General features: G+C 55.0%; 18 protein-coding genes. 17 read left to right on the top strand and 1 reads right to left on the bottom strand.

Features of this window, described 5'->3' with window-relative positions; translation table 11 throughout:
• Nucleotides 1-32: 32 nt before the first annotated feature.
• Entirely contained in the window at nucleotides 33-1,853 is a 1,821-nt protein-coding gene (locus Q9245_RS08720; RefSeq protein WP_305896757.1) for an acyl-CoA dehydrogenase C-terminal domain-containing protein, read from the bottom strand.
• Between the two features lie 315 nt (nucleotides 1,854-2,168).
• On the opposite strand from Q9245_RS08720, the gene Q9245_RS08715 reads away from it, so the two are divergent.
• The 17 genes from Q9245_RS08715 to glmS all read left to right on the top strand — a co-directional run bounded on the left by Q9245_RS08715 (nucleotide 2,169) and on the right by glmS (nucleotide 21,735).
• Nucleotides 2,169-3,260, top strand: a complete 1,092-nt coding sequence (locus Q9245_RS08715; RefSeq protein ID WP_305896756.1) for an efflux RND transporter periplasmic adaptor subunit — start codon at nucleotides 2,169-2,171, stop codon at nucleotides 3,258-3,260.
• A 3-nt stretch (nucleotides 3,261-3,263) separates the two neighbouring features.
• Complete coding sequence (locus Q9245_RS08710) at nucleotides 3,264-6,389, top strand: efflux RND transporter permease subunit (protein WP_305896755.1); 3,126 nt, start codon at nucleotides 3,264-3,266, stop codon at nucleotides 6,387-6,389.
• Between the two features lie 386 nt (nucleotides 6,390-6,775).
• Nucleotides 6,776-8,662 carry a tRNA uridine-5-carboxymethylaminomethyl(34) synthesis enzyme MnmG gene (gene mnmG, locus Q9245_RS08705; RefSeq protein ID WP_305896754.1) on the top strand — a complete coding sequence of 629 codons (1,887 nt, stop codon included), beginning with the start codon at nucleotides 6,776-6,778 and terminating at the stop codon, nucleotides 8,660-8,662.
• Nucleotides 8,663-8,671: 9 nt separating this feature from the next.
• The gene (gene rsmG / locus Q9245_RS08700) at nucleotides 8,672-9,316 is read left to right on the top strand and encodes a 16S rRNA (guanine(527)-N(7))-methyltransferase RsmG (RefSeq protein ID WP_305896753.1); all 645 of its coding nucleotides are present in this window, start codon (nucleotides 8,672-8,674) and stop codon (nucleotides 9,314-9,316) included.
• Nucleotides 9,317-9,339: 23 nt separating this feature from the next.
• Nucleotides 9,340-10,134, top strand: a complete 795-nt coding sequence (locus Q9245_RS08695; protein WP_305896752.1) for a ParA family protein — start codon at nucleotides 9,340-9,342, stop codon at nucleotides 10,132-10,134.
• A gap of 60 nt (nucleotides 10,135-10,194) precedes the next feature.
• Nucleotides 10,195-11,076, top strand: coding sequence for a ParB/RepB/Spo0J family partition protein (locus Q9245_RS08690; protein ID WP_305896751.1), 882 nt, complete (start codon nucleotides 10,195-10,197; stop codon nucleotides 11,074-11,076).
• A gap of 200 nt (nucleotides 11,077-11,276) precedes the next feature.
• Complete coding sequence (locus Q9245_RS08685) at nucleotides 11,277-11,684, top strand: ATP synthase subunit I (RefSeq protein WP_305896750.1); 408 nt, start codon at nucleotides 11,277-11,279, stop codon at nucleotides 11,682-11,684.
• 15 nt (nucleotides 11,685-11,699) lie between these two features.
• Nucleotides 11,700-12,554: a F0F1 ATP synthase subunit A gene (gene atpB / locus Q9245_RS08680; protein WP_305896749.1), complete on the top strand. Its 855-nt coding sequence runs from the start codon at nucleotides 11,700-11,702 to the stop codon at nucleotides 12,552-12,554.
• A gap of 54 nt (nucleotides 12,555-12,608) precedes the next feature.
• Nucleotides 12,609-12,836 carry a F0F1 ATP synthase subunit C gene (gene atpE / locus Q9245_RS08675; protein ID WP_014423137.1) on the top strand — a complete coding sequence of 76 codons (228 nt, stop codon included), beginning with the start codon at nucleotides 12,609-12,611 and terminating at the stop codon, nucleotides 12,834-12,836.
• A gap of 89 nt (nucleotides 12,837-12,925) precedes the next feature.
• A complete protein-coding gene (locus Q9245_RS08670) occupies nucleotides 12,926-13,396 on the top strand; it encodes a F0F1 ATP synthase subunit B (RefSeq protein WP_199005563.1) in 471 nt (156 codons plus the stop codon).
• Nucleotides 13,397-13,408: 12 nt separating this feature from the next.
• A complete protein-coding gene (locus Q9245_RS08665) occupies nucleotides 13,409-13,945 on the top strand; it encodes a F0F1 ATP synthase subunit delta (RefSeq protein WP_199005564.1) in 537 nt (178 codons plus the stop codon).
• A gap of 28 nt (nucleotides 13,946-13,973) precedes the next feature.
• Nucleotides 13,974-15,518, top strand: a complete 1,545-nt coding sequence (atpA, locus tag Q9245_RS08660; RefSeq protein WP_199005565.1) for a F0F1 ATP synthase subunit alpha — start codon at nucleotides 13,974-13,976, stop codon at nucleotides 15,516-15,518.
• 70 nt (nucleotides 15,519-15,588) lie between these two features.
• Nucleotides 15,589-16,449 (top strand): F0F1 ATP synthase subunit gamma, encoded by an 861-nt coding sequence (atpG, locus tag Q9245_RS08655; RefSeq protein ID WP_305896748.1) that lies wholly within the window; start codon nucleotides 15,589-15,591, stop codon nucleotides 16,447-16,449.
• 54 nt (nucleotides 16,450-16,503) lie between these two features.
• Nucleotides 16,504-17,898 (top strand): F0F1 ATP synthase subunit beta, encoded by a 1,395-nt coding sequence (gene atpD / locus Q9245_RS08650; RefSeq protein WP_305896747.1) that lies wholly within the window; start codon nucleotides 16,504-16,506, stop codon nucleotides 17,896-17,898.
• Between the two features lie 37 nt (nucleotides 17,899-17,935).
• Nucleotides 17,936-18,358 (top strand): F0F1 ATP synthase subunit epsilon, encoded by a 423-nt coding sequence (locus Q9245_RS08645; protein ID WP_114335143.1) that lies wholly within the window; start codon nucleotides 17,936-17,938, stop codon nucleotides 18,356-18,358.
• 150 nt (nucleotides 18,359-18,508) lie between these two features.
• Nucleotides 18,509-19,873 carry a bifunctional UDP-N-acetylglucosamine diphosphorylase/glucosamine-1-phosphate N-acetyltransferase GlmU gene (glmU, locus tag Q9245_RS08640; RefSeq protein WP_305896746.1) on the top strand — a complete coding sequence of 455 codons (1,365 nt, stop codon included), beginning with the start codon at nucleotides 18,509-18,511 and terminating at the stop codon, nucleotides 19,871-19,873.
• 29 nt (nucleotides 19,874-19,902) lie between these two features.
• Entirely contained in the window at nucleotides 19,903-21,735 is a 1,833-nt protein-coding gene (glmS, locus tag Q9245_RS08635; protein ID WP_305896745.1) for a glutamine--fructose-6-phosphate transaminase (isomerizing), read from the top strand.
• Nucleotides 21,736-21,744: the final 9 nt, after the last annotated feature.

The following is a 21,744-nucleotide window of genomic DNA, read 5'->3' as shown; positions in this document are numbered from 1 at the left end:
AGACCTACCCGGGAGAGAGGTTACCGGTGGAGTTACCCGGTAAAGGCCAAATTATCTGCTTCGATCTGCATCAGATTACGGGTCGGGCTCAGCATGCTGGTGGCATGGCTTTGAGCGCGGGGCAGCAAACGCTCGTAGTAGAATTCTGCCGTGTTGATTTTGGTCTGGTAGAAGGCTTCGGATTCTTCGCCGCCGTTCTCCAGTTTGTCAGAAGCCACCGCGGCCTGACGCAACCACATGTAAGCCATCGACACATAGCCGCTGTACATCAGGAAGTCGTAAGCCGCTGCGCTGACCACATCGCGGTCTTTGCGAGCAGACAGCATCACGCGTACCGTCAGCAGGTTCCACTGGGCAGTCAGCTTCAGCAGCTCAACGGCCATCGGACGCAGCGTGCTGTTGGTCAGATGCTTACGAGCAAAGTTCGCAACCTTCAGAGTGAACTCACGTACCGCGCCACCCTGTGTCATCAGCAATACCTTACGGCCCAGCAGGTCCAGTGCCTGAATACCGGTGGTGCCTTCATACAGTGTGGCAATGCGGGTATCCCGGGCGATCTGTTCCATACCGTGCTCACGGATGTAACCGTGGCCACCAAACACCTGCATCCCTAAGTTTGCCGCTTCGTTGCCCAGTTCGGTCAGAAACCCTTTCAGGATCGGAGTCAGGAAGCCCAACTTGTCGTCGTGCTTTTTCACCGCTTTTTCATCGTTGGCAGTATGCGCTTCCACCATATGGTCTGCGGTTTTCGCAGCGTAATACAGCATGGCGCGGCCGCCTTCGGCGATGGCTTTCTGAGTCAGCAGCATGCGGCGAACATCAGCATGGTGAATCAGGCTATCGGCCACCTGGTCCGGTTCTTTCTTGCCGGACAGCGCGCGCATGGAACGACGGTCTTTGGCGTACTCAAGCGCCCACTGGTAAGACAGTTCCGCCGGGCCAACGCCCTGAATGGCAGTACCGATACGAGCCGTGTTCATGAAGGTGAACATGCACTCGAGGCCTTCGTTCTCAGGGCCGATCAGGTAGCCGGTTGCATCATCAAAGTTCATCACGCAGGTGGCGGAAGCTTTGATGCCCATTTTCTTTTCGAGGCTGCCACAGTTCACGCCGTTGCGTTCACCCACGCCGCCGTCTTCGGTGGGTAGGAATTTCGGAACGATGAACAGGCTGATGCCGCGGGTACCGGCCGGAGCGCCGGGCAGGCGGGCCAGTACGATGTGGACAATGTTTTCGGTCAGGTCGTGATCACCGGACGAAATAAAGATCTTGGTGCCGGTCAGTTTGTAGGTACCGTCTTTCTGAGGCTCGGCTTTGGTTTTCACCTGGCCAAGGTCGGTTCCGCACTGGGGTTCAGTCAAACACATGGTGCCGCCCCAACGGCCTTCCGTGAGCGGAACCAGGTACGTTTGCTTCTGCTCGTCACTGCCGTGCAGGTAAATGGTGTTCATCGCACCCAGCGACAGGCCAGGGTACATGGCGAATGACCAGTTGGCGGTACCCATCATTTCTTGCTTGAACAAGCCCATGGAAGCCGGCAGCCCCTGACCACCGAATTCTTCCGGGGCCGACAGACCCTGCCAGCCGCCCATCACATACTGGTTGTACGCTTCTTTGAAACCTTTCGGCGTTGATACTTCGCCGTTTTCCAGCTTACAGCCTTCTTCGTCGCCAATCTGGTACAACGGGCTCAGCTCTTCTTCACAGAATCGGCCGCACTCATTCAGGATCGCTTCCACAATATCCGGAGTGGCGTTCTCGCCAGAACTCAGACCCGCGTAATGACGTGGATAATCGAACACGTCGTTCATCAGAAATTTCATATCCCGCAGGGGGGCTTTGTACTGAGGCATATCCAATCCTTCCCGTGTGCATTAGAGGGCTCAATGGCCCTGATGCCTTTAGTTGTACGGCATTCAGCGAAAGCTGCCATTGACGAAAAGCCGCTTGCGCACCGTCAGATTGGACAATTGGCTGAAATGACGGAGATGGCAGTAGATCCTAAGTGTGTAAATATTATGCAAAACTCAGTGGTTTTGAATGACGCACATAGCGTGGTCTAGAAGAGTCTTATAAGGTAAGTGGAACTGAATCGGCCAGGGCAGGTCACTCTGGATCCGGGGTGTGGATAACTCCCAACGTACTTTATTAACAGGTAGTAGAAGCGCATGTGGAAGCAGTGGTTGGTCGGGCTGGCGGTTATCGTCATGGTGCTGGTGGGAGCGGGTATTTATCTGAACCAGCAACCGGTAGCGGAAGGGCAAAATCGGCGAGTGAAGCTGACCACAGTCAACATCAGTAAACCGCAACTGCGCCAGATCAAAGATGAGATTTCCGCGGTTGCCAACCTGCGGCCGGTCGATTCCGTTGATTTGACGGCGGAAGTCAGCGGCCGGGTGGTAGAGCTGAATCTGAAACCCGGTCAGCCGGTTCAACAAGGGGATGTTCTACTTCGCCTCGACGACCGGCAGGCCCGCGCTGATGTGGCGGTTTTGAAGGCGCGGCTTTCGGATGCCCGACGGCAGTATGACAGAACCCGAAGTTTACGGGCCAACAACAGCGTGTCCCAAGCCCAGGTGGATGAACTGAAAACAGCTGTGGCCGTAGCGGCGGCGGAATTGGAAGCCGCTCAAGTCCGGCTGGAAAACCATCGCATCGAAGCACCCTTTGCGGGAATGATTGGGCTTTCGGACATCAGCCCCGGCGCGTTTTTGCAAGCCGGAACCAGCATTGCCACGCTGGATTCCAGCGGCCAGTTGGAGTTGAACTTTTCAGTACCCGAGCGCTTTGTTGGCCAGGTCAGGGTTGGTCAACCAGTATCTGCGGTGTCACCAGCGTTTCCGGGTGAGAATTTTGACGGCCAATTGGTGGAGCTGGCCACCCGCATCAGTGAGCTCAGCCGCACCTTGGCGGTGCGAGCACTGATCGACAACCCCGACGGCAAGTTACGGCCCGGACAGTTTATGTCGGCCTCTCTGACGTTGCAGGAGCGAGAAGCATTGGTGTTACCGGAACAGGCGGTGATGGTGCGGGGTGATGAGAAGTACGTGTTTGTCGCGGAAGATGGCCTTGCCCGCCGGGTATCGGTCCAGATTGGTAATCGCATGCCGGGATGGGTGGAGATTACGGAAGGCCTGAGTCTTGAGGATGCTGTGGTAGTCACCGGGCAAGACCGGCTGAGTTCAGGGAACCGCATTCGCGTGGTTGAATCTGACCGGTCGATTCCGGACAACCGTTTTGAATCTGTGCAGGAGTCCTGATTCATGGTGCTGTCCGATATTTCCATCAAGCGCCCGGTCTTCGCCACCGTTCTCAGCTTGCTCATCGTTGTGTTTGGTTTGTCGGCGCTGTTCGGCCTGCCGGTGCGGGAGTACCCGGACATAGATCCACCTGTGGTGTCGGTTTCAACCGAATACACCGGTGCCGCCGCCGAGGTGGTGGACAGCCAGATCACGCAAGTGATTGAAGGCAGTATCAGCGGGATTGAAGGCATTCGATCGATTGAATCCTCCACCGAGCAGGGTGAGTCCCGAACCAACATCGAATTCAACACCTCCCGAGACATCGATGTTGCCGCGAACGATGTGCGGGACGCGGTATCGCGCATCCTGAACCGGTTGCCAGATGAAGCCGATCCCCCTGTCGTCAGGAAGGCCGACTCCGACGCGCGCCCCATGATGTGGGTCACTCTGACCAGCGAGGTTTGGGACGCAGCCGAACTCAGTGATTTTGCCGACCGGGTACTGAGTGATCGCTTTTCAGTGCTGGATGGAGTGGCCGATGTTCGTATTGGCGGCGAACGCCGTTACGCCATACGGGTTTGGCTGGATCGGGAAAAGCTGGCGGCACGAAACATTACCGTCGCCGAAGTAGAGCAGGCGCTTCGCGCCAATAACGTGGAACTCCCGGCTGGGTCGGTGGATTCAGCTACCCGCAATTTCACGGTCCGGGCTGAAGGCCGTTTATCCACAGTGGACGAGTTCCGTAATCTGGTGGTGCGCCGGGATGGCAATGATCTTTTGCGTCTGGGCGAAGTCGCCAACGTAAACATGGGGGTGGAATCCGATGTTGGTCGACTTCGGGCCAGTGGGCGGACGGCCATCGGGATGGGCATCATCCGCCAGTCGAAAGCGAATACGGTTGCTGTTTCCGACGCCGTGAAAGCCGAGCTGGAATCGATTCGTGAAACCTTGCCTCCCGAAGTGTCGATTTCCGAAAGCTATGACGAATCCATCTTTATCCGCGCCTCCATCAAAGAAGTGCTGATCACCTTGGCGATCTCTGTGTCGCTGGTGATATTGGTGATTTTCCTGTTTCTGCGCTCCTGGCGCGCCACTTTGATACCTGCGGTGACCATACCGGTTGCGGTGATCGGGGCCTTTATCGGTTTAGGTTTTCTGGGCTTCTCCATCAACGTACTGACATTGCTGGCGGTGATTCTGGCAATTGGCCTGGTGGTGGACGATGCCATTGTGATGCTGGAGAACATTCAGCGTCGTATTGATGAGGGCGAACCGCCATTGCTGGCGGCCTATCACGGTGCCAAGCAGGTCGCCTTTGCGGTGATTGCCACCACGTTGACCTTGGTGGCTGTTTTCGTGCCGATTTCGTTTATGGGCGGCAACATCGGGCGGCTGTTTGCGGAGTTCGGCTTTACGTTGGCCGCAGCGGTGATTGTTTCCAGCCTGGTGGCCCTGACGCTGGCGCCCATGTTGTGTTCCAAATGGCTCAGACACAGCCCCGAAACGGAAGAAGGGCATCGTCTGTGGGCGTTCAGTGAAAGGGTATTGAATGGTCTGACCCGTGGCTACGAGAAAGCATTGCGGTTTTCCTTAAGCCAATCCGGTTTGTTGCTCGGGTTGGGCGTGGCCGGGCTGGTTATGGCTGCGGCGATCTATCCGAATCTTCCACAGGAATTGGCACCGACTGAAGACCGCGGCGTGATCATTATGCCGGTTGGTGCGCCACGGGGTTCCACCGTGGAGTTTACCGATCATTTTGTCCAACAGGCTGAAGAGGAGCTGCTTGAATATCTGGATGAGGGTATAGCAGAGCGATTTTTGTCCATCGTGGGCTTTCGAAACGAAGAAGACAGCGCCTTTATGATCATGGGGCTGGTGCCCTGGGATGAGCGTGCTATAAAGCAGCAGAAGGTAACTTCGGAAATTCGTGAAAAGCTTGCAGACATTTCTGGCGTTCGCATCAACGTGATTAATCCTCCAGGACTGGGCCAACGAGGGTTTAGTCAGCCCGTGGAATTTGTGGTGGCAGGCCCGGACTACGAATCGGTACAAGCCTGGAGTGATGAAATCGTTGAGCGGGCGAAAGAAAATCCGAATCTGTTGAACGTCGACAGCGATTTTGAGCTCACCCGCCCGGAATTACGGGTCAACATCGACCGGGATCGGGCGGCCGACCTCGACATTACCGTTGAAGACGTCGGCCTGACGCTGCAAACCATGCTGGCTTCTCGTCAAGTTACTACCTACATGGACCGCGGCCAGGAATACGATGTGATTGTTCAGGCTGAAGATGCCCAGCGCGCAACCCCGAACGATCTGGCGCAAATATTCATGCGGCCGAGGGCAGGGGGAGAGCTGATCCCGTTGAAAGCTCTGGTGTCTGTGGATGAAATTGGTGCCAACCCTGATCTCAAGCGCATTGACCGGTTACCGGCAGTGGTGATCAGTGCTTCGCTGGCCGAGGGTTACGATCTGGGTACGGCGCTCAATTATTTGAACAATCTGGCTGTGGATAACTTACCGCCGGAAGCGCGGGTGTCGTTCCGGGGCTTGTCCCGGGAATTCGAGGAATCGTCATCGGTCATCTTGGTCACCTTCGCCTTGGCGTTCGTGATTGTTTTTCTGGTCCTAGCGGCACAATTCGAAAGTTGGATTCATCCGTTGATTATCATGTTGTCTGTGCCCTTGGCGGTCACCGGTGCTTTGCTAGCGTTGGCTTGGTCGGGCATCAGTCTGAACATCTACAGTCAGATTGGCATCATCATGCTATTGGGGCTGATGGCGAAGAACGGAATACTCATCGTTGAGTTTGCCAACCAGCTTCGGGACCAGGGGTATGAAGTCCGGGATGCCATTCTGGAAGGTGCCATTCTCCGTTTCCGGCCGGTGTTGATGACCACGATATCCACAGTTTTTGGCGCGGTGCCCTTGGTGATTGCCACCGGCGCCGGGGCGGAAAGCCGTGCAGCCATTGGCGTGGTTATCCTGGGTGGGCTGATTTTTGCGACCACGCTGACGCTGTTCATTATTCCCGTGCTGTATAACTTGTTGGCCCGATTTGCGAAATCCTCCAATGCTGTGGAAAAAGAGCTGGAACGCCTTGCCGAAGGCTCTGTGGATGGTCCGGAACAGATTCGTGTGCCTTGATTGTCGCCAATGGCCTAATTTGCCTTGATTGTTTTGTGGATAACTTGTTTGATAAGTTCTGTAAGAGATCTGGATTAGAATTTAAAATGTGTTATTTATCAGTTGTTTGAGGTGATTATTAGCGGGTAATTTGGTCTGTTTTTTCTGTGGATAAAACCTTTGAAAACTTGTAAGAAGCTGCTCACAAGCCACTGAAAAACCGTCGATTTCCGTTAACCTCGGGTGAGTATAAAACGACCTTTTTGTCGTGTTTCGCGATTGATGATGGCTCAGCGATTTGGGATTACCCGTAATCTGGTTAAAAATTGCACATTCTGACTGCAATCTCTTCAATGAAGCGGTATACTCCCGCACCTGATTTTATCCCCCGATTCCCGAGGTGTAGTGTGGATTTTCCAACCCGTTTCGATGTCATAGTCATTGGTGGTGGCCATGCCGGTACTGAAGCCGCTTTGGCGGCCGCGCGCATGGGTTCAGCAACCCTGTTGCTGACCCACAACATTGAAACCTTGGGGCAGATGTCCTGTAACCCCGCCATTGGTGGTATCGGTAAGAGCCATCTGGTGAAAGAAATCGATGCCTTGGGCGGCGCCATGGCCCGAGCCACCGACCAGTCCGGTATCCAGTTTAGAGTATTGAATGCTCGCAAGGGCCCGGCTGTTCGCGCAACACGCGCTCAGGCAGACCGGGTGCTGTACAAAGCGGCGATTCGCCACACGCTGGAAAATCAGCCCAATCTAACGCTGTTCCAGCAAGCCGCCGATGATTTGATTGTGGAAAACGATCAGGTGGTGGGTGTGGTGACCCAGACCGGCATCCGTTTTAACGCGAAAACCGTGGTACTCACCACCGGCACCTTCCTTGGCGGAGTTATCCACATTGGTATGCAGAACCATGCTGGCGGCCGCGCGGGCGATGCCCCAGCCAATGCCTTGGCCAAGCGCCTGCGGGAGCTGCCTTTTAATGTGGGCCGGCTGAAAACCGGTACCCCGCCGCGGATTGATGCCCGCACGGTGGATTTCTCGGTCATGCAGGAGCAGTGGGGTGATACCCCAGCACCGGTAATGTCATTCATTGGCAGTAGAGATGAGCACCCGGAGCAGGTCTGCTGCTACGTTACCCGGACCACCGAGGAAACCCACGACATTATTCGCAGTGGCTTCGACCGCTCGCCTATGTTCGGCGGCAACATTGAAGGTGTTGGGCCGCGCTACTGCCCGTCGATTGAAGACAAGGTGAATCGTTTTGCCGATAAGGATTCACACCAGATCTTTGTAGAGCCGGAAGGTTTGACCACCAACGAGCTATACCCGAATGGTATTTCCACCAGCTTGCCGTTCGATATTCAGCTCAAAGCCGTGCAATCCATTCCCGGTTTTGAAAACGCTCACATACTGCGCCCGGGTTATGCCATCGAGTACGATTACCTGAACCCGCAGGATCTGCGTCACACGCTGGAAACCAAGTTTATCCAGGGCCTGTATTTCGCCGGCCAGATCAACGGTACCACCGGGTACGAAGAAGCCGGTGCGCAAGGCTTGCTGGCGGGTATCAACGCGGCGCTGCGTGCGCAAGATAAAGACGAGTGGTATCCGCGCCGGGACGAAGCGTATCTGGGTGTATTGGTTGACGATCTGATCACCATGGGCACCAGTGAGCCTTACCGTATGTTCACCAGCCGTGCCGAATACCGTTTGATTCTGCGCGAAGACAACGCCGACCTGCGTTTGACCGAAACCGGTCGCAAGCTGGGTCTGGTTGATGATGACCGCTGGCAGAAGTTCTGCGAAAAGAGCGAAGCCATCATCAGCGAGCGCCGCCGTTTGGAAGAAACCCGCATTCACCCGAACACGGAAGCTGGCGAGCGCGCCAACGGATTCCTCAAGCAACCGATGACCCGTGACCAGTCTCTGGCCGAACTGCTGCGCCGCCCGGAAATCGTGTACCAGCACATTGCCGACATTGGCGGTGATCGTGCGGAAGATCCGGTTGTGGCCGAGCAAGTGGAAATCGAAGTGAAGTACGAAGGCTACATTTCCCGCCAGGCCGATGAAATCGAGCGTCTGCGCAAGAACGAGAACACCCGGTTGCCTGTAGACCTGGATTACGAAGTGATCGGCGGTTTGTCCAACGAGATCAAACAGAAGTTGCAGGAAGTGCGCCCGGAAACCGTCGCTCAGGCTTCTCGCATTCAGGGCGTGACCCCGGCCGCGATCAGCCAAATCCTCGTTCACCTGAAAAAGCGGGATCTTCTCCGCAAACAAAGCGCCTGATCCAACTCTATGACTTATCCACAGTGGCAGAGCCAGCTCCGAGATGGGCTGGCTGAAATGCAGCTTTCCTTGAGTGATGGCCAGCAACAACAGTTGCTGGCTTTTCTCGCTCTGCTGAATAAATGGAACAAGGCCTACAACCTCACCGCCGTCCGCGATGAACGAGTGATGGTGTCGCGGCAGCTATTGGATAGCCTGAGCATCATGTCTTGGGTAACCACCGATCACTTGCTCGATGTAGGTGCCGGTGGTGGTATGCCCGGTATTCCTCTGGCCATCGTGTTCCCGGACAAGCGCTTCACGCTTCTGGACAGCAATGGCAAGAAAACCCGGTTTTTGAATCAGTGTGTATTGGAATTGGGTTTGAAGAATGTCGAGGTTATCCACGGCCGCGCCGAAGATTGCCAGCCTGAGCAGCCGTTTCGTCAGATCAGCAGCCGGGCGTTTACCGCTTTAGAGAATCTGGTGTCCTGGTGTGGACAACTTTTGGCGCAAGACGGTGAGTTTCTTGCGATGAAAGGTCAGTATCCGGATGATGAAGTAGCTGCCCTTCCAAGCCGTTGGCAGGTAGAATCCAACCATTCTCTGAAAGTGCCCGGTGCCGATGGTGAACGACACCTGTTGATCGTCACCCGACACCCATCATCCCGGTAAACCGCAATAGCAGGAGGCAAAGCATGACGCGCGTGATTGCAGTGACCAATCAAAAAGGCGGTGTGGGTAAAACCACCACCTGCGTCAATCTTGCTGCGTCGTTGGTTGCTATCAAACGCCGGGTATTATTGGTAGATATGGATCCACAGGGCAATGCCACCATGGGCAGTGGTGTGGATAAAAACACGCTTGAGCTGTCCGGCTATGATCTGCTGACCAAGCGCGCGACGGCAGACGAAGTGTTGGTAAAAACCGATCCGGCCGGTTTCGACTTGTTACCGGGTAACGGCGACCTGACCGCCGCCGAAGTTGAGCTGATGAACGAGATTGGCCGTGAACACCGGTTGCGCCTGGCCTTGAGTGACGTGCGGGACAATTACGATTACATTCTGATCGACTGTCCGCCTTCACTAAACCTGTTAACCGTGAACTCACTCTCGGCAGCCGATTCCGTGCTGATCCCCATGCAGTGTGAATACTATGCCCTGGAAGGACTGGCGGCATTGATGAACACCGTGGAGCAAATCAAGGAAACGGTGAATCCCCAGTTAGAGATGGAAGGCATCTTGCGCACCATGTACGATCCGCGCAACAGCCTGACACTGGATGTATCCGGTCAGTTACGCGAGTATTTCGGCGATAAGGTGTATCGGGCGGTGATTCCCCGAAACGTGCGATTGGCAGAGGCACCGAGCTACGGCATGCCGGCGCTGAACTATGACAAAGCATCAAAGGGCGCCATTGCCTACCTGGCGATGGCCGGTGAGATGGTCCGTCGGCACGGGACAAAAAAGACATCCAGCGCCGTTGCGGTGTAACATAGTTCGCCGTCAGGCAACCATGCATCCATTATTTCACTAGGAAGAATGACTACTACCATGGCGGCGAAGAAGCGAGGCTTGGGCGAACGTGGTTTAGGGGCTCTGTTGCAGGGTTCCAAAGTGAACCTCAATCAGAGCAGCGAAAGCACAAAGCGCGACGGCGAGATGCAGGACATACCTGTTGACCTTATCCAGCGTGGCCGTTACCAACCGCGCCGCGATATGGATCCGGCCGCGTTGCAGGAACTAGCGGACTCTATTCGCCAACAAGGTGTCATGCAGCCGGTCGTGGTTCGAGCCATCGAGGATGGTCGCTATGAATTGATTGCCGGCGAACGGCGTTGGCGCGCCACTCAGCTGGCCGAGCTGGACAGCATCCCCGCCATCATCCGTGAAGTACCGGATGAAGCCGCCATCGCCATGGCGCTGATTGAAAATATCCAGCGTGAAAACCTCAACCCGATCGAAGAAGCCTTCGCTCTGCAGCGCTTGCAAGACGAGTTTGGTTTGACCCAGGCACAGGTTGCCGAGGCTGTGGGTAAGTCCCGTACCACCATTACCAACCTCTTGCGTTTGATTGGTCTGACCGAAGACGTGCGGACCATGCTGGAGCATGGTGATCTGGAAATGGGGCATGGTCGGGCCATGCTGACGTTGCCGCCGGAGCAACAAATGCAAGTGGCGCGGCAGGTTGTTGCCAAATCCCTTTCTGTGCGTCAGACCGAAGCACTGGTTCGTCGGTTGCAGCAGGAATCCCCGGAAGAAAAGGGGGAAGAGAAGCAAGCGCTTGATCCGAACATTCGCGCCCTGCAAGACGATCTTTCCGAGCGTTTGGGCGCCCGCGTATCGATCGCTCATGGCAAGCGGGGCAAGGGTAAGCTGGTGATCGAATACACATCATTGGATGAACTTGATGGAATATTGGGTCATATTCGCTGACACCCGAAAATTTAGCGAAATCATCCGAAAGGCCTAGTTTCACCAGTAAACACCAGATGTGGTTGCGCGATAGGTTGCAGACCACAACTTGTGTGAAGTTGAAGCGTCTGTTACCTTCAATTGCTTAAAAAACATCCAGATTATCCCCAAGACTCAGTTGAACCGCTAGCGGTTAACACATATAATTCCGCGCGCTTGGAATGACAGTAGGTGATATGACCCGTTATAGGAAAGCCATCACGTACGTGCCGCTGGCGAAGTGGCTCACCATAGAGATGGCCACACTGATCATTCTCAGTCTGTTTTGGTTAACAGAAAGTCGTTTGGCTGGTTATTCCGCGTTTATCGGCGGTCTTATTTTTGTCATACCAAACGCGTATTTTGCCCATCGGACCTTTCGGTATCAGGGCGCCCGCCAGATTCATGTGGCGGTTGGAAATATGTTCAGGGCCGAGAGCATTAAACTCGCCCTTACCGCAATTTTTTTTGCGGCCGTTTTCACTTTAATGGAGCCAGTACATGTACCGGCTCTGTTATTCACTTTTGCTGTGATGGTTGTGATGGGTACGGCATTGCGCTGGCTTATCCGGCCGCAACCACAGCGATGACTGGACGAGAGCAGTATGGCAGCTGATACCCCAGTAGAGTATATAAAACACCACCTAACCAACCTTACCTATGGCAAGCTTCCGGCTGGCTATGAGCGGGCTGACGGCAGTGTGACGCAAGAGGCCGGTTGGTCATTTGCAACCACCGCCCAGGAAGCAGCAGACATGGGTTTCATGGCGATCCACGTGGATACCATGGGTTGGTCCATCGCAATGGGTCTTCTATTTTTGGGCTTGTTCCGTTTTGCCGCCTCCCGGGTAACCGAAGGTGTGCCGACCGGACTGCAAAACCTGGTAGAAGTGTGTTTCGAGTTTATCCAAGGGCTTGTTCGTGACGTATTCCACGGCAAAAACCCTCTGATTGCGCCGCTGGCGTTGACGATTTTCGTCTGGATTTTCCTGATGAACGTCCTGAAGCTGATTCCTGTGGATTTCATCCCGTCTCTGGCGCACGCCATGGGTCTGGAATACTTTAAGATCGTGCCGACCACCGATCCGAACGCCACCTTTGGTATGTCGTTTGGCGTGTTCCTGCTGATCTTGTTCTACAGCTTCAAGGTGAAAGGCGTCAGTGGCTTCAGCAAGGAGCTGGCCTTTAACCCGTTCAACCATTGGTCCATGATTCCCGTTAACCTGATGCTCGAGATCCTGGCTTTGATTATCAAGCCAATCAGTCTGGCACTGCGTTTGTTCGGTAACATGTACGCCGGTGAAGTTGTGTTTATCCTGATTGCTTTGTTGCCATTGTGGATCCAGTGGACGCTGAACGTACCCTGGGCTATTTTCCACATTCTGGTTATCCCGCTTCAGGCCTTTATTTTTACCGTGCTGACTGTGGTTTATCTCAGTGCAGCGCACGAAGATCACTGATTTACCCTTAAATACACAAACCCTTAACTATCTGAAAAAACTGAGGAGTTCTCAATGGAAATGGTATTTATCGCAGCTGCGTTGATCATCGGTCTGGGTGCTTTGGGCGCCGGTATCGGTTTCGGTCTGCTGGGCGGCAAGCTGCTCGAATCTACTGCTCGTCAGCCAGAAATGGCTAACCAGCTGCAAACTAAAGCCTTCATCATGGCAGGTCTGCTTGACGCCGTTCCCATGATCGGTGTTGGTATCGCGATGTACCTGATCTTCGTTGTTGCTGGTTAATTTAGACCGCGAATGCAGGGCGCTGGTGAAAGTCACCGCGCCCTATTTCCGGAAACCAGGACGCAACGAATAGCAAGAGGTATATTGCCGTGAATATAAACCTTACGTTGATAGGGCAATCAATTGCCTTCGCTATTTTCGTCTGGTTCTGCGTCAAGTATGTATGGCCGCCGATCACGGCAGCCATGGAAGCGCGCCAGAAGAAAATTGCAGACGGCCTTTCCGCCGCAGACCGTGCATCCCTCGATCTTGAGCTTGCTCAAGAGAAAGCGGCCAAGGAACTGCGCACAGCGAAAGAAGAAGCTGCAGCCCTGATTGACCAGGCCAACAAGCGTGCCGCCCAGATCGTCGAAGCCTCCAAGGACGACGCTCGCAAAGAAGGCGAAAAGCTTATTGAACAGGCCAGGGCAGAAATTCAACAGGAGCGTGTTCAGGCTCGCGACGCACTGAGAAATGAAGTAGCAGCTTTGGCTGTTGCAGGTGCCGAGAAGATTCTGGAAACCTCTGTCGACGGCAAAGCTCACAGCGAGATGCTGGAAAAGCTGGCCGCAGAACTCTAATAGAGGGTCATCATGGCAGAACTAACTACGTTAGCCCGACCCTACGCGAAAGCCGTTTTTAAAGCCGCGCAGGACCAGAATGCCGTTGATCAGTGGGATCAGGCTCTGGCTTTCGCAGCTCAGGTTGCGGCTGACCAAGAGGTAGTGAACATCCTGGCCAATCCTGGCCTGTCTGAGCAACGCAAGGCGGAACTCTTCGCAGACTGTTTTGAAGAGCCGCTGCCTGAAGCACTCAGAAACTTCCTGTTGATTCTTGCTGAAAACAAGCGTCTGGCCCTGTTACCAGAAGTTTCTGCGTTATTCGCTCTGTATCGTGCAGATCTGGAGCAATCCGTTAAGCTGACAATCGATACCGCATTCGAGCTGTCGGGCGACGAGCAACAGAAACTGATTGACGCATTGTCCAGAAAGCTGGAGCGCAAGGTTGAGCTTGAAACCGCAGTGGATCAGTCTCTGATCGGCGGCGTGGTAGTACGCACAGGCGACCTGGTTATCGACGCTTCAGTCCGTGGCAAGCTGGCCAGAATGGCCAAAGCTCTGGGCTCCTGATTTCAGCACAAGGTTTGAGGACAAAGGCATGCAGCAACTGAATCCATCCGAGATCAGTGACATCATCAAGAAGAGAATCGAGAAACTCGACATCTCTTCCGAAGCAAAGAACGAAGGTACGATCCTTTCCGTTTCTGACGGTATCGTACTGATTCACGGTCTGGCCGACGTTATGTACGGCGAGATGATTGAATTTGCCAACGGCACTTACGGTATGGCGCTGAACCTTGAGCGTGATTCTGTTGGTGCGGTTGTTCTGGGCGACTACCAGGACCTGGCCGAAGGTCAGAAGGTTCGTTGTACGGGTCGTATCCTGGAAGTACCGGTTGGTAACGAACTGCTGGGCCGTGTAGTAGACGGTCTGGGTAACCCGATCGACGGTAAGGGCGAGCTGGGTAACACTCAGACGTCTCCTGTTGAGAAGGTTGCACCGGGCGTTATCGCTCGTCAGTCCGTTGACGAGCCGGTTCAGACCGGTCTGAAAGCGATCGACACCATGGTACCTATCGGTCGTGGCCAGCGTGAGCTGATCATCGGTGACCGTCAGATTGGTAAGACCGCTGTTGCGATCGACGCGATCATCAACCAGAAGAACACTGGCATCAAGTGTATCTACGTTGCGGTTGGTCAGAAGCAGTCGTCCATCGCTGCGGTTGTGCGCAAGCTCGAAGAGCACGGCGCTATGGACCACACCATCATCGTTGCCGCTGGCGCTGCCGATCCTGCAGCTATGCAGTTCCTGGCTCCGTACTCCGGTACCTCCATGGGTGAATTCTTCCGTGACCGCGGTGAAGACGCTCTGATCGTATACGATGATCTGTCCAAGCAGGCTGTTGCTTATCGTCAGATTTCCCTGTTGCTGCGTCGTCCGCCAGGACGTGAAGCATACCCGGGTGACGTATTCTACCTGCACTCCCGTCTGCTGGAGCGTGCTTCTCGCATCAACGCTGAAGAAGTAGAAAAGCTGACCAACGGCGAAGTGAAAGGCAAGACCGGTTCCTTGACCGCGCTGCCGATCATCGAAACTCAGGCGGGTGACGTTTCTGCGTTCGTTCCGACCAACGTGATCTCCATCACCGACGGTCAGATCTTCCTGGAAACCAACCTGTTTAACTCCGGTATCCGTCCTGCAATGAACGCAGGTATCTCGGTATCGCGGGTAGGTGGTGCAGCTCAGACCAAGATCATGAAGAAGCTCGGCGGCAGCATCCGTCTGGCACTGGCTCAGTACCGTGAACTGGCGGCATTCGCCCAGTTCGCTTCTGATCTTGATGAAGCGACCCGTAAGCAGCTTGAGCATGGTCAGCGCGTAACCGAGCTGATGAAGCAGAACCAGTACAGCCCAATGACTGTGGCTGAAATGGGTACTGTGCTGTTCGCAGCGAACGAAGGCTTCCTTGACGATGTTGACGTAGACAAGGTTGTGAACTTTGAAGCACAACTTCTGGACTGGATGCGTGCCGAGCAGAAAGAACTGCTCGACCAGATCGGTCCTGAAGGTAAGTTCAACGACGACATCGCTGCCGGCCTGAAAGCTGCTCTGGAGAAATTCAAGACCACTCAGAGCTGGTAAATCCATTGGGCCCGCCGATAAGCGGGCCTGCTGGTCCCTTTGAGTGTCTAACTTGAAAAGGCAGTGACTTATGGCCGTCGGAAAAGAAATACGTAACCAGATCGGAAGCATCAAGAGCACGCAGAAGATCACTTCCGCCATGGAAATGGTGGCGGCAAGTAAGATGCGTAAAGCTCAGGAACGCATGCAGGCGACTCGCCCGTATGCCGAAAAGATGCGTCAGGTAATCGGACATATTGCCAAGTCCAACAAAGATTACCGTCATCCGTTCATGCAGGAGCGCGAGGTCAAGCGGGTAGGCTACATTGTAGTTTCCTCAGACCGCGGTCTGTGTGGTGGTTTGAACACGAACGCGTTCAAACTGCTCGTGCGCGAAATGCGTGAATGGAAAGAAAAAGGTATTGAGACCGATATCTGTGCCATCGGCCAGAAAGCCGCCTCCTTTTTCCGCAGCTACGGCGGAAATGTGGTGGCAGCCCTGACCCACATGGGCGACAGCCCAAGTGCGGAACAGCTGATTGGCAGCGTTAAGGTGATGCTGAATGCGTTCGAGGAAGGCAAGATTGATCGCCTGTTCCTGATCAGCAACGAGTTTGTAAACACCATGACGCAAAGCCCGAAGTCAGAGCAGCTCTTGCCTCTGCCGGAAGGTTCAGATGACGACATCGGTCGCCAGTGGGATTACATCTACGAGCCGGACTCACGTCCGATTCTTGACGGGTTGATGCCACGTTATATCGAATCCCAGGTGTATCAGGGTGTGGTAGAAAATCTGGCCTGTGAGCAGGCCGCCCGGATGATCGCTATGAAGAGCGCAACTGACAACGCTGGTGGCATCATTGATGAGCTCCAGCTGGCTTATAACAAGGCCCGTCAGGCAGCGATCACACAAGAGATTTCGGAGATCGTGAGCGGCGCAGCATCTGTTTGATCGCGCTCACTAACCTACTGGTTTTATTGACTACTAGATAACGAGGAACCGAGCATGAGTAGCGGACACATCGTTCAGATCATTGGCGCGGTTATCGACGTGGAATTTCCACGTGACTCCGTGCCAAGCGTTTACGACGCACTGCTGCTTGAAGGTGGCGAAACAACTCTGGAAGTCCAGCAGCAGCTGGGTGACGGCATTGTACGTACCATCGCCATGGGCAGCACCGAAGGCCTCAAGCGTGGCCTGAAAGCAGAAAACACCGGCAAGCCGATTTCTGTACCTGTAGGTACACAAACTCTGGGCCGGATTATGGATGTTCTGGGTCGTCCTATCGACGAACAGGGTCCGATCGGTGAAGAAGAGCGTTGGGGCATTCACCGTAAAGCACCGGGTTACGCTGACCAGTCAGCCTCTGCCGACCTGCTGGAAACCGGCATCAAGGTTATTGACCTGATCTGCCCGTTCGCCAAGGGTGGTAAAGTTGGTCTGTTCGGTGGTGCCGGTGTTGGTAAGACCGTTAACATGATGGAACTGATCAACAACATCGCGAAAGAGCACTCCGGTCTCTCTGTATTCGCCGGTGTTGGTGAGCGGACTCGTGAAGGTAACGACTTCTACTACGAAATGAAGGACTCTAACGTTCTTGATAAAGTAGCGATGGTCTACGGCCAGATGAACGAGCCCCCAGGAAACCGTCTGCGTGTAGCACTGACCGGCCTGACCATGGCTGAGAAGTTCCGTGACGAAGGTCGTGACGTACTGTTGTTCGTAGACAACATCTACCGTTACACCCTGGCCGGTACCGAGGTATCTGCACTGCTGGGCCGTATGCCTTCAGCGGTAGGTTACCAGCCGACTCTGGCTCAGGAGATGGGTGAGCTTCAGGAGCGTATTACCTCCACTAAAGACGGCTCTATCACGTCTATCCAGGCGGTATACGTACCTGCGGATGACTTGACTGACCCATCCCCGGCCACCACCTTCTCGCACCTTGACGCGACTGTAGTACTGAGCCGTGACATCGCTTCCAAGGGTATCTACCCGGCGATCGACCCGCTTGACTCTACTTCCCGTCAGCTGGATCCGCTGGTGATTGGTGAGCAGCACTACAACGTTGCTCGTGGTGTTCAGAACGTTCTTCAGCGTTACAAAGAACTGAAAGACATCATCGCCATCCTGGGTATGGACGAGCTGTCAGAAGACGACAAGCTGATCGTATCCCGTGCACGTAAGATTGAGCGTTTCCTGTCTCAGCCTTTCCACGTTGCTGAAGTATTCACCGGTTCTCCCGGTAAGTACGTGTCTCTGAAAGAGACCATCGCCAGCTTCGAAGGAATTCTTAACGGCGACTACGATGACATGCCAGAGCAGGCGTTCTACATGTGCGGCGGCATCGAAGAAGCAATTGAGAAAGCTAAGGCAATGAAGGAGAAGGAAGGTAAATAACACCTTTCTTCACTTTCAGACGCAAGAGGCGTAAGAAATGGCTATGACCGTACATTGTGACGTCGTAAGTGCCGAAGAGAAAATTTACTCCGGTCTGGTGGAGATGTTAATCGCCACCGGCACCGAGGGTGAGCTTGGTATTCAGTTTGGCCATGCTCCGCTACTGTCTGCGCTCAAGCCGGGCGCAGTGCGGATCATCAAACAGGGTGGCGCTGAGGAAATTCTGTACGTATCCGGTGGATACATCGAAGTACAGCCGAACCTCGTGACCCTGATGGCCGACTCTGCAGTTCGTGCTAAAGACGTAGACGAAGCTGCAGCTCTGGAAGCCCAGAAGGAAGCCGAGAAGGCACTGGCGAACAAATCAGGTGAGTTTGAATACTCCCGGGCCGCAGCAGAGCTGGCAGAAGCCGCCGCTCAGCTGCGCACTATCCAGAAACTGCGCAAGAACCTGCGATAAGCAGTGCTTGCGTCAGTGCCCGGACAGGCCTGACAGTGAACCGCATCCGCAGGTGGCGGGCGCTGGTGTTCCGAGAGGAAACCAGTAGCCCTTCATCGGGATGCGGTTTTTTACTATGAGATGACCAACGAATTTGGAGTTGATCGCCCCATGAATCCGTTACACGTTGTTATTCTGGCCGCCGGTCAGGGTTCAAGGATGAAATCCGCACTGCCGAAGGTGTTACACCCGGTAGCCGGCAAAGCCATGCTGCACCACGTGGTTGAAACCGCAAAGCAGCTGGGCGCAGAAAAAATACACACGGTGATCGGTCATGGTGCAGATCAGGTGCGGGCATCCCTGCAGGACGACAGCGTTAACTGGGTTCTGCAAACCGAGCAATTGGGTACGGGCCATGCCGTGGCCCAAGCGTTGCCGGATTTGCCAGACGACGCACGCGTATTGGTTCTGTACGGCGACGTGCCGTTAACCAGCAAAGACACCTTGCAAGGCATGGTTCAAGAGCTCAACGAAGAGCGCCTGGCATTGCTCACGGTCGATCTGGACAACCCGCAGGGTTACGGTCGGATTGTGCGCAGTGCGGAAGGACAGGTGCAGGCCATCGTTGAGCAGAAAGATGCCACCGCTGAGCAACAGGCGATCAAAGAAGTAAACACCGGCATCTTGGCGGTTTCCGCCAAGCACTTGAAGAGTTGGTTACCCACGCTCTCGAACAGTAATGCCCAGGGCGAATACTACCTGACAGACATCATTGCCATGTCGGTTGAACACGGTTTGTCGGTGGCGGTATCCCAGCCAAAGACGGCGTTTGAAGTGCAGGGCGTGAACAACCGCCTGCAACTGGCGGAGCTAGAGCGTTGGTATCAATTCCAGCAAGCGGAACGATTGATGACCAACGGTGCCACTCTGGCGGATCCCTCTCGCGTCGACGTTCGGGGCGAACTGACCATTGGCAACGACCTTTGGATCGACGTCAATGTGGTGTTTGAAGGCAAGGTCAGCCTTGGCAGCAACGTCAGCATTGGCCCGGGTTGTGTTATTAAAGATGCGACGATTGCAGACGGCGCCGAGATTAAGGCCCACAGCGTGATTGAAGGCGCGGTGGTCGGAGCGAATGCTCAAATCGGCCCCTTTGCGCGATTGCGCCCCGGGACCGAGTTGTCGGCCAATACCAAGGTGGGCAACTTCGTGGAAACTAAGAAAGCCATTGTGGGTGAGGGCAGCAAGATCAACCACCTCAGTTACGTAGGCGATGCCTCTCTTGGCCGTAATGTGAATGTGGGTGCAGGTACGATCACCTGCAATTATGATGGCGTTAACAAGTTCCGCACCGAATTGGGTGACGGCGTCTTTGTCGGCTCCAACACCTCTTTGGTGGCCCCGGTGAAAGTTGATGAAGGGGCGACCATTGGTGCGGGCTCTACCATTACCCGAGACGTCGCCGAAAACGACTTGGCCGTGGCTCGTGGCAAACAACGAAATATTTCAGGCTGGGAACGGCCGAAAAAAGCGTAAAGACCGATTAACGAACAGGTGATAGCAGCATGTGTGGGATTGTAGGAGCGGTATCTGAACGGGATGTCCAGGGAATTCTGCTGGAGGGCCTTCGCCGTCTCGAGTATCGGGGTTACGACTCCGCGGGTATGGCCGTTGTCGGGGCCGAGGCCCAGGTTCAGCGCGCCCGGGAAGTTGGTAAAGTTGCTGCCTTGGCAGACGCGATCGAAGCCAATCCCGTTGCCGGCCACATGGGCATTGCCCACACCCGTTGGGCCACCCACGGTGAACCGTCACAGCTGAACGCGCACCCGCATATGTCGGGTGAGCGCCTGGCTCTCGTGCACAACGGTATCATCGAAAACTATCAGGAACTGCGCGATGAACTCAAAGCCGAAGGCTACGAGTTCACCTCCCAGACCGATACCGAAGTGGTTGCGCACCTGATCAACAAGCATTATCAGGCCGACAACAACCTGTACAAGGCGGTAAAAACGGCAATGACCCGTCTGCGCGGCGCTTACGCCCTGGCGGTCGTGCACGCCGACGAGCCGGATCATATGGTGGTGTCTCGTGAAGGCAGCCCGCTGGTTATCGGTGTGGGCATTGGCGAAAACTTCATTGCGTCTGACCAACTGGCCTTGTTGCCGGTAACCGACCGTTTCATGTTCCTGGAAGAAGGCGACATCGCCGACATCCGCAAGGACAAGATCGCCATCGAAGACCGCGACGGTAACGTGGTTGAACGCAGCATCACCCGCTTTGAGCATGCGTCGGATTCGGCCGATAAAGGCGAATACCGCCACTACATGCTGAAAGAAATCTACGAGCAGCCAAAGGTGGTGAAAGCCACCATGACCGGCCGCATCACAGATAGCCGCGTTCTGGAACAAGCGCTGGGTACCGATGCCGCCAAGCTGCTGGAAAATGTGCGTCACGTGCAGATTATTGCCTGCGGTACCTCTTACCACGCCGGTATGGTCGCGCGTTACTGGATCGAAGAACTGGCCGGAGTGCCCTGTTCGGTTGAAGTGGCCTCCGAGTTCCGCTACCGCAAACACGTGATTCAGCAGGACACTCTGTTCCTGTGCATTTCACAGTCGGGCGAAACGGCCGACACCCTGGCGGCTCTGCGGCAGGCCAAAAAAGCCGGCTTCCGCGCGGCACTGGCCATTTGCAACGTACCGGGCAGCTCCTTGGTGCGTGAATCCGACCTGGTGATCATGACCCAGGCCGGCCCGGAAATTGGCGTGGCCTCTACCAAGGCCTTCACCACCCAGCTGGTAGCCTTGTTGTTGTTCTCGGTGGCCTTGGCCCGTCACAACGGCCTGAGCGAAGAGAAAGAAGCTGAAATCGTTGAAGCTTTGCACCTGGTGCCCGGCCAAGTGAGCGACGTTCTGGCATTGGACGGCGAAATCGAGACTATGTCCAAAGCCTTCATGGACAAGAACCACAGCCTGTTCCTGGGCCGTGGCTCTCAGTACCCGGTGGCGATGGAAGGTGCGCTTAAGCTTAAGGAAATCTCCTACATCCACGCCGAAGCCTACCCGGCCGGCGAGCTGAAGCACGGACCGCTGGCGCTGGTGGACAGTGAGATGCCGGTGGTGACGGTTGCCCCCAACAACGACTTGGTTGAGAAGCTCAAATCCAACCTGGAAGAAGTGCGTGCCCGTGGCGGCGAGCTGTTTGTGTTTGCTGACAAAGCCGCTGGCGTGAAAGCCGAGCCCGGCATTCATGTAATGCAGCTGCCGTCGGTCCATGAAATCACCGCACCAATCGTCTACACCGTGCCTCTGCAGTTGCTGTCGTACCATGTCGCGGTACTGAAAGGCACCGACGTAGACCAGCCTCGTAACCTCGCCAAGAGCGTGACGGTCGAATAACCGACCGGC

Origin of the sequence: Marinobacter sp. MDS2 (assembly GCF_030718085.1) — a bacterium.
Taxonomy (GTDB): Bacteria; Pseudomonadota; Gammaproteobacteria; order Pseudomonadales; family Oleiphilaceae; genus Marinobacter.
Note: the sequence above shows the minus strand (reverse complement) of the source record. Positions and strands in the feature narration are given on the sequence as shown.

Excerpts from the sequence above, each read along its gene's own strand:
- Q9245_RS08720 (WP_305896757.1), bottom strand. The coding sequence starts at position 1,853 with ATGCCTCAGTACAAAGCCCCCCTGCGGGATATGAAATTTCTGATGAAC.
- Q9245_RS08715 (WP_305896756.1), top strand. The coding sequence starts at position 2,169 with ATGTGGAAGCAGTGGTTGGTCGGGCTGGCGGTTATCGTCATGGTGCTG.
- Q9245_RS08710 (WP_305896755.1), top strand. The coding sequence starts at position 3,264 with ATGGTGCTGTCCGATATTTCCATCAAGCGCCCGGTCTTCGCCACCGTT.
- rsmG (WP_305896753.1), top strand. The coding sequence starts at position 8,672 with ATGACTTATCCACAGTGGCAGAGCCAGCTCCGAGATGGGCTGGCTGAA.
- Q9245_RS08695 (WP_305896752.1), top strand. The coding sequence starts at position 9,340 with ATGACGCGCGTGATTGCAGTGACCAATCAAAAAGGCGGTGTGGGTAAA.
- Q9245_RS08690 (WP_305896751.1), top strand. The coding sequence starts at position 10,195 with ATGGCGGCGAAGAAGCGAGGCTTGGGCGAACGTGGTTTAGGGGCTCTG.
- Q9245_RS08685 (WP_305896750.1), top strand. The coding sequence starts at position 11,277 with ATGACAGTAGGTGATATGACCCGTTATAGGAAAGCCATCACGTACGTG.
- atpB (WP_305896749.1), top strand. The coding sequence starts at position 11,700 with ATGGCAGCTGATACCCCAGTAGAGTATATAAAACACCACCTAACCAAC.
- atpE (WP_014423137.1), top strand. The coding sequence starts at position 12,609 with ATGGAAATGGTATTTATCGCAGCTGCGTTGATCATCGGTCTGGGTGCT.
- Q9245_RS08665 (WP_199005564.1), top strand. The coding sequence starts at position 13,409 with ATGGCAGAACTAACTACGTTAGCCCGACCCTACGCGAAAGCCGTTTTT.
- atpA (WP_199005565.1), top strand. The coding sequence starts at position 13,974 with ATGCAGCAACTGAATCCATCCGAGATCAGTGACATCATCAAGAAGAGA.
- atpG (WP_305896748.1), top strand. The coding sequence starts at position 15,589 with ATGGCCGTCGGAAAAGAAATACGTAACCAGATCGGAAGCATCAAGAGC.
- atpD (WP_305896747.1), top strand. The coding sequence starts at position 16,504 with ATGAGTAGCGGACACATCGTTCAGATCATTGGCGCGGTTATCGACGTG.
- Q9245_RS08645 (WP_114335143.1), top strand. The coding sequence starts at position 17,936 with ATGGCTATGACCGTACATTGTGACGTCGTAAGTGCCGAAGAGAAAATT.
- glmU (WP_305896746.1), top strand. The coding sequence starts at position 18,509 with ATGAATCCGTTACACGTTGTTATTCTGGCCGCCGGTCAGGGTTCAAGG.
- glmS (WP_305896745.1), top strand. The coding sequence starts at position 19,903 with ATGTGTGGGATTGTAGGAGCGGTATCTGAACGGGATGTCCAGGGAATT.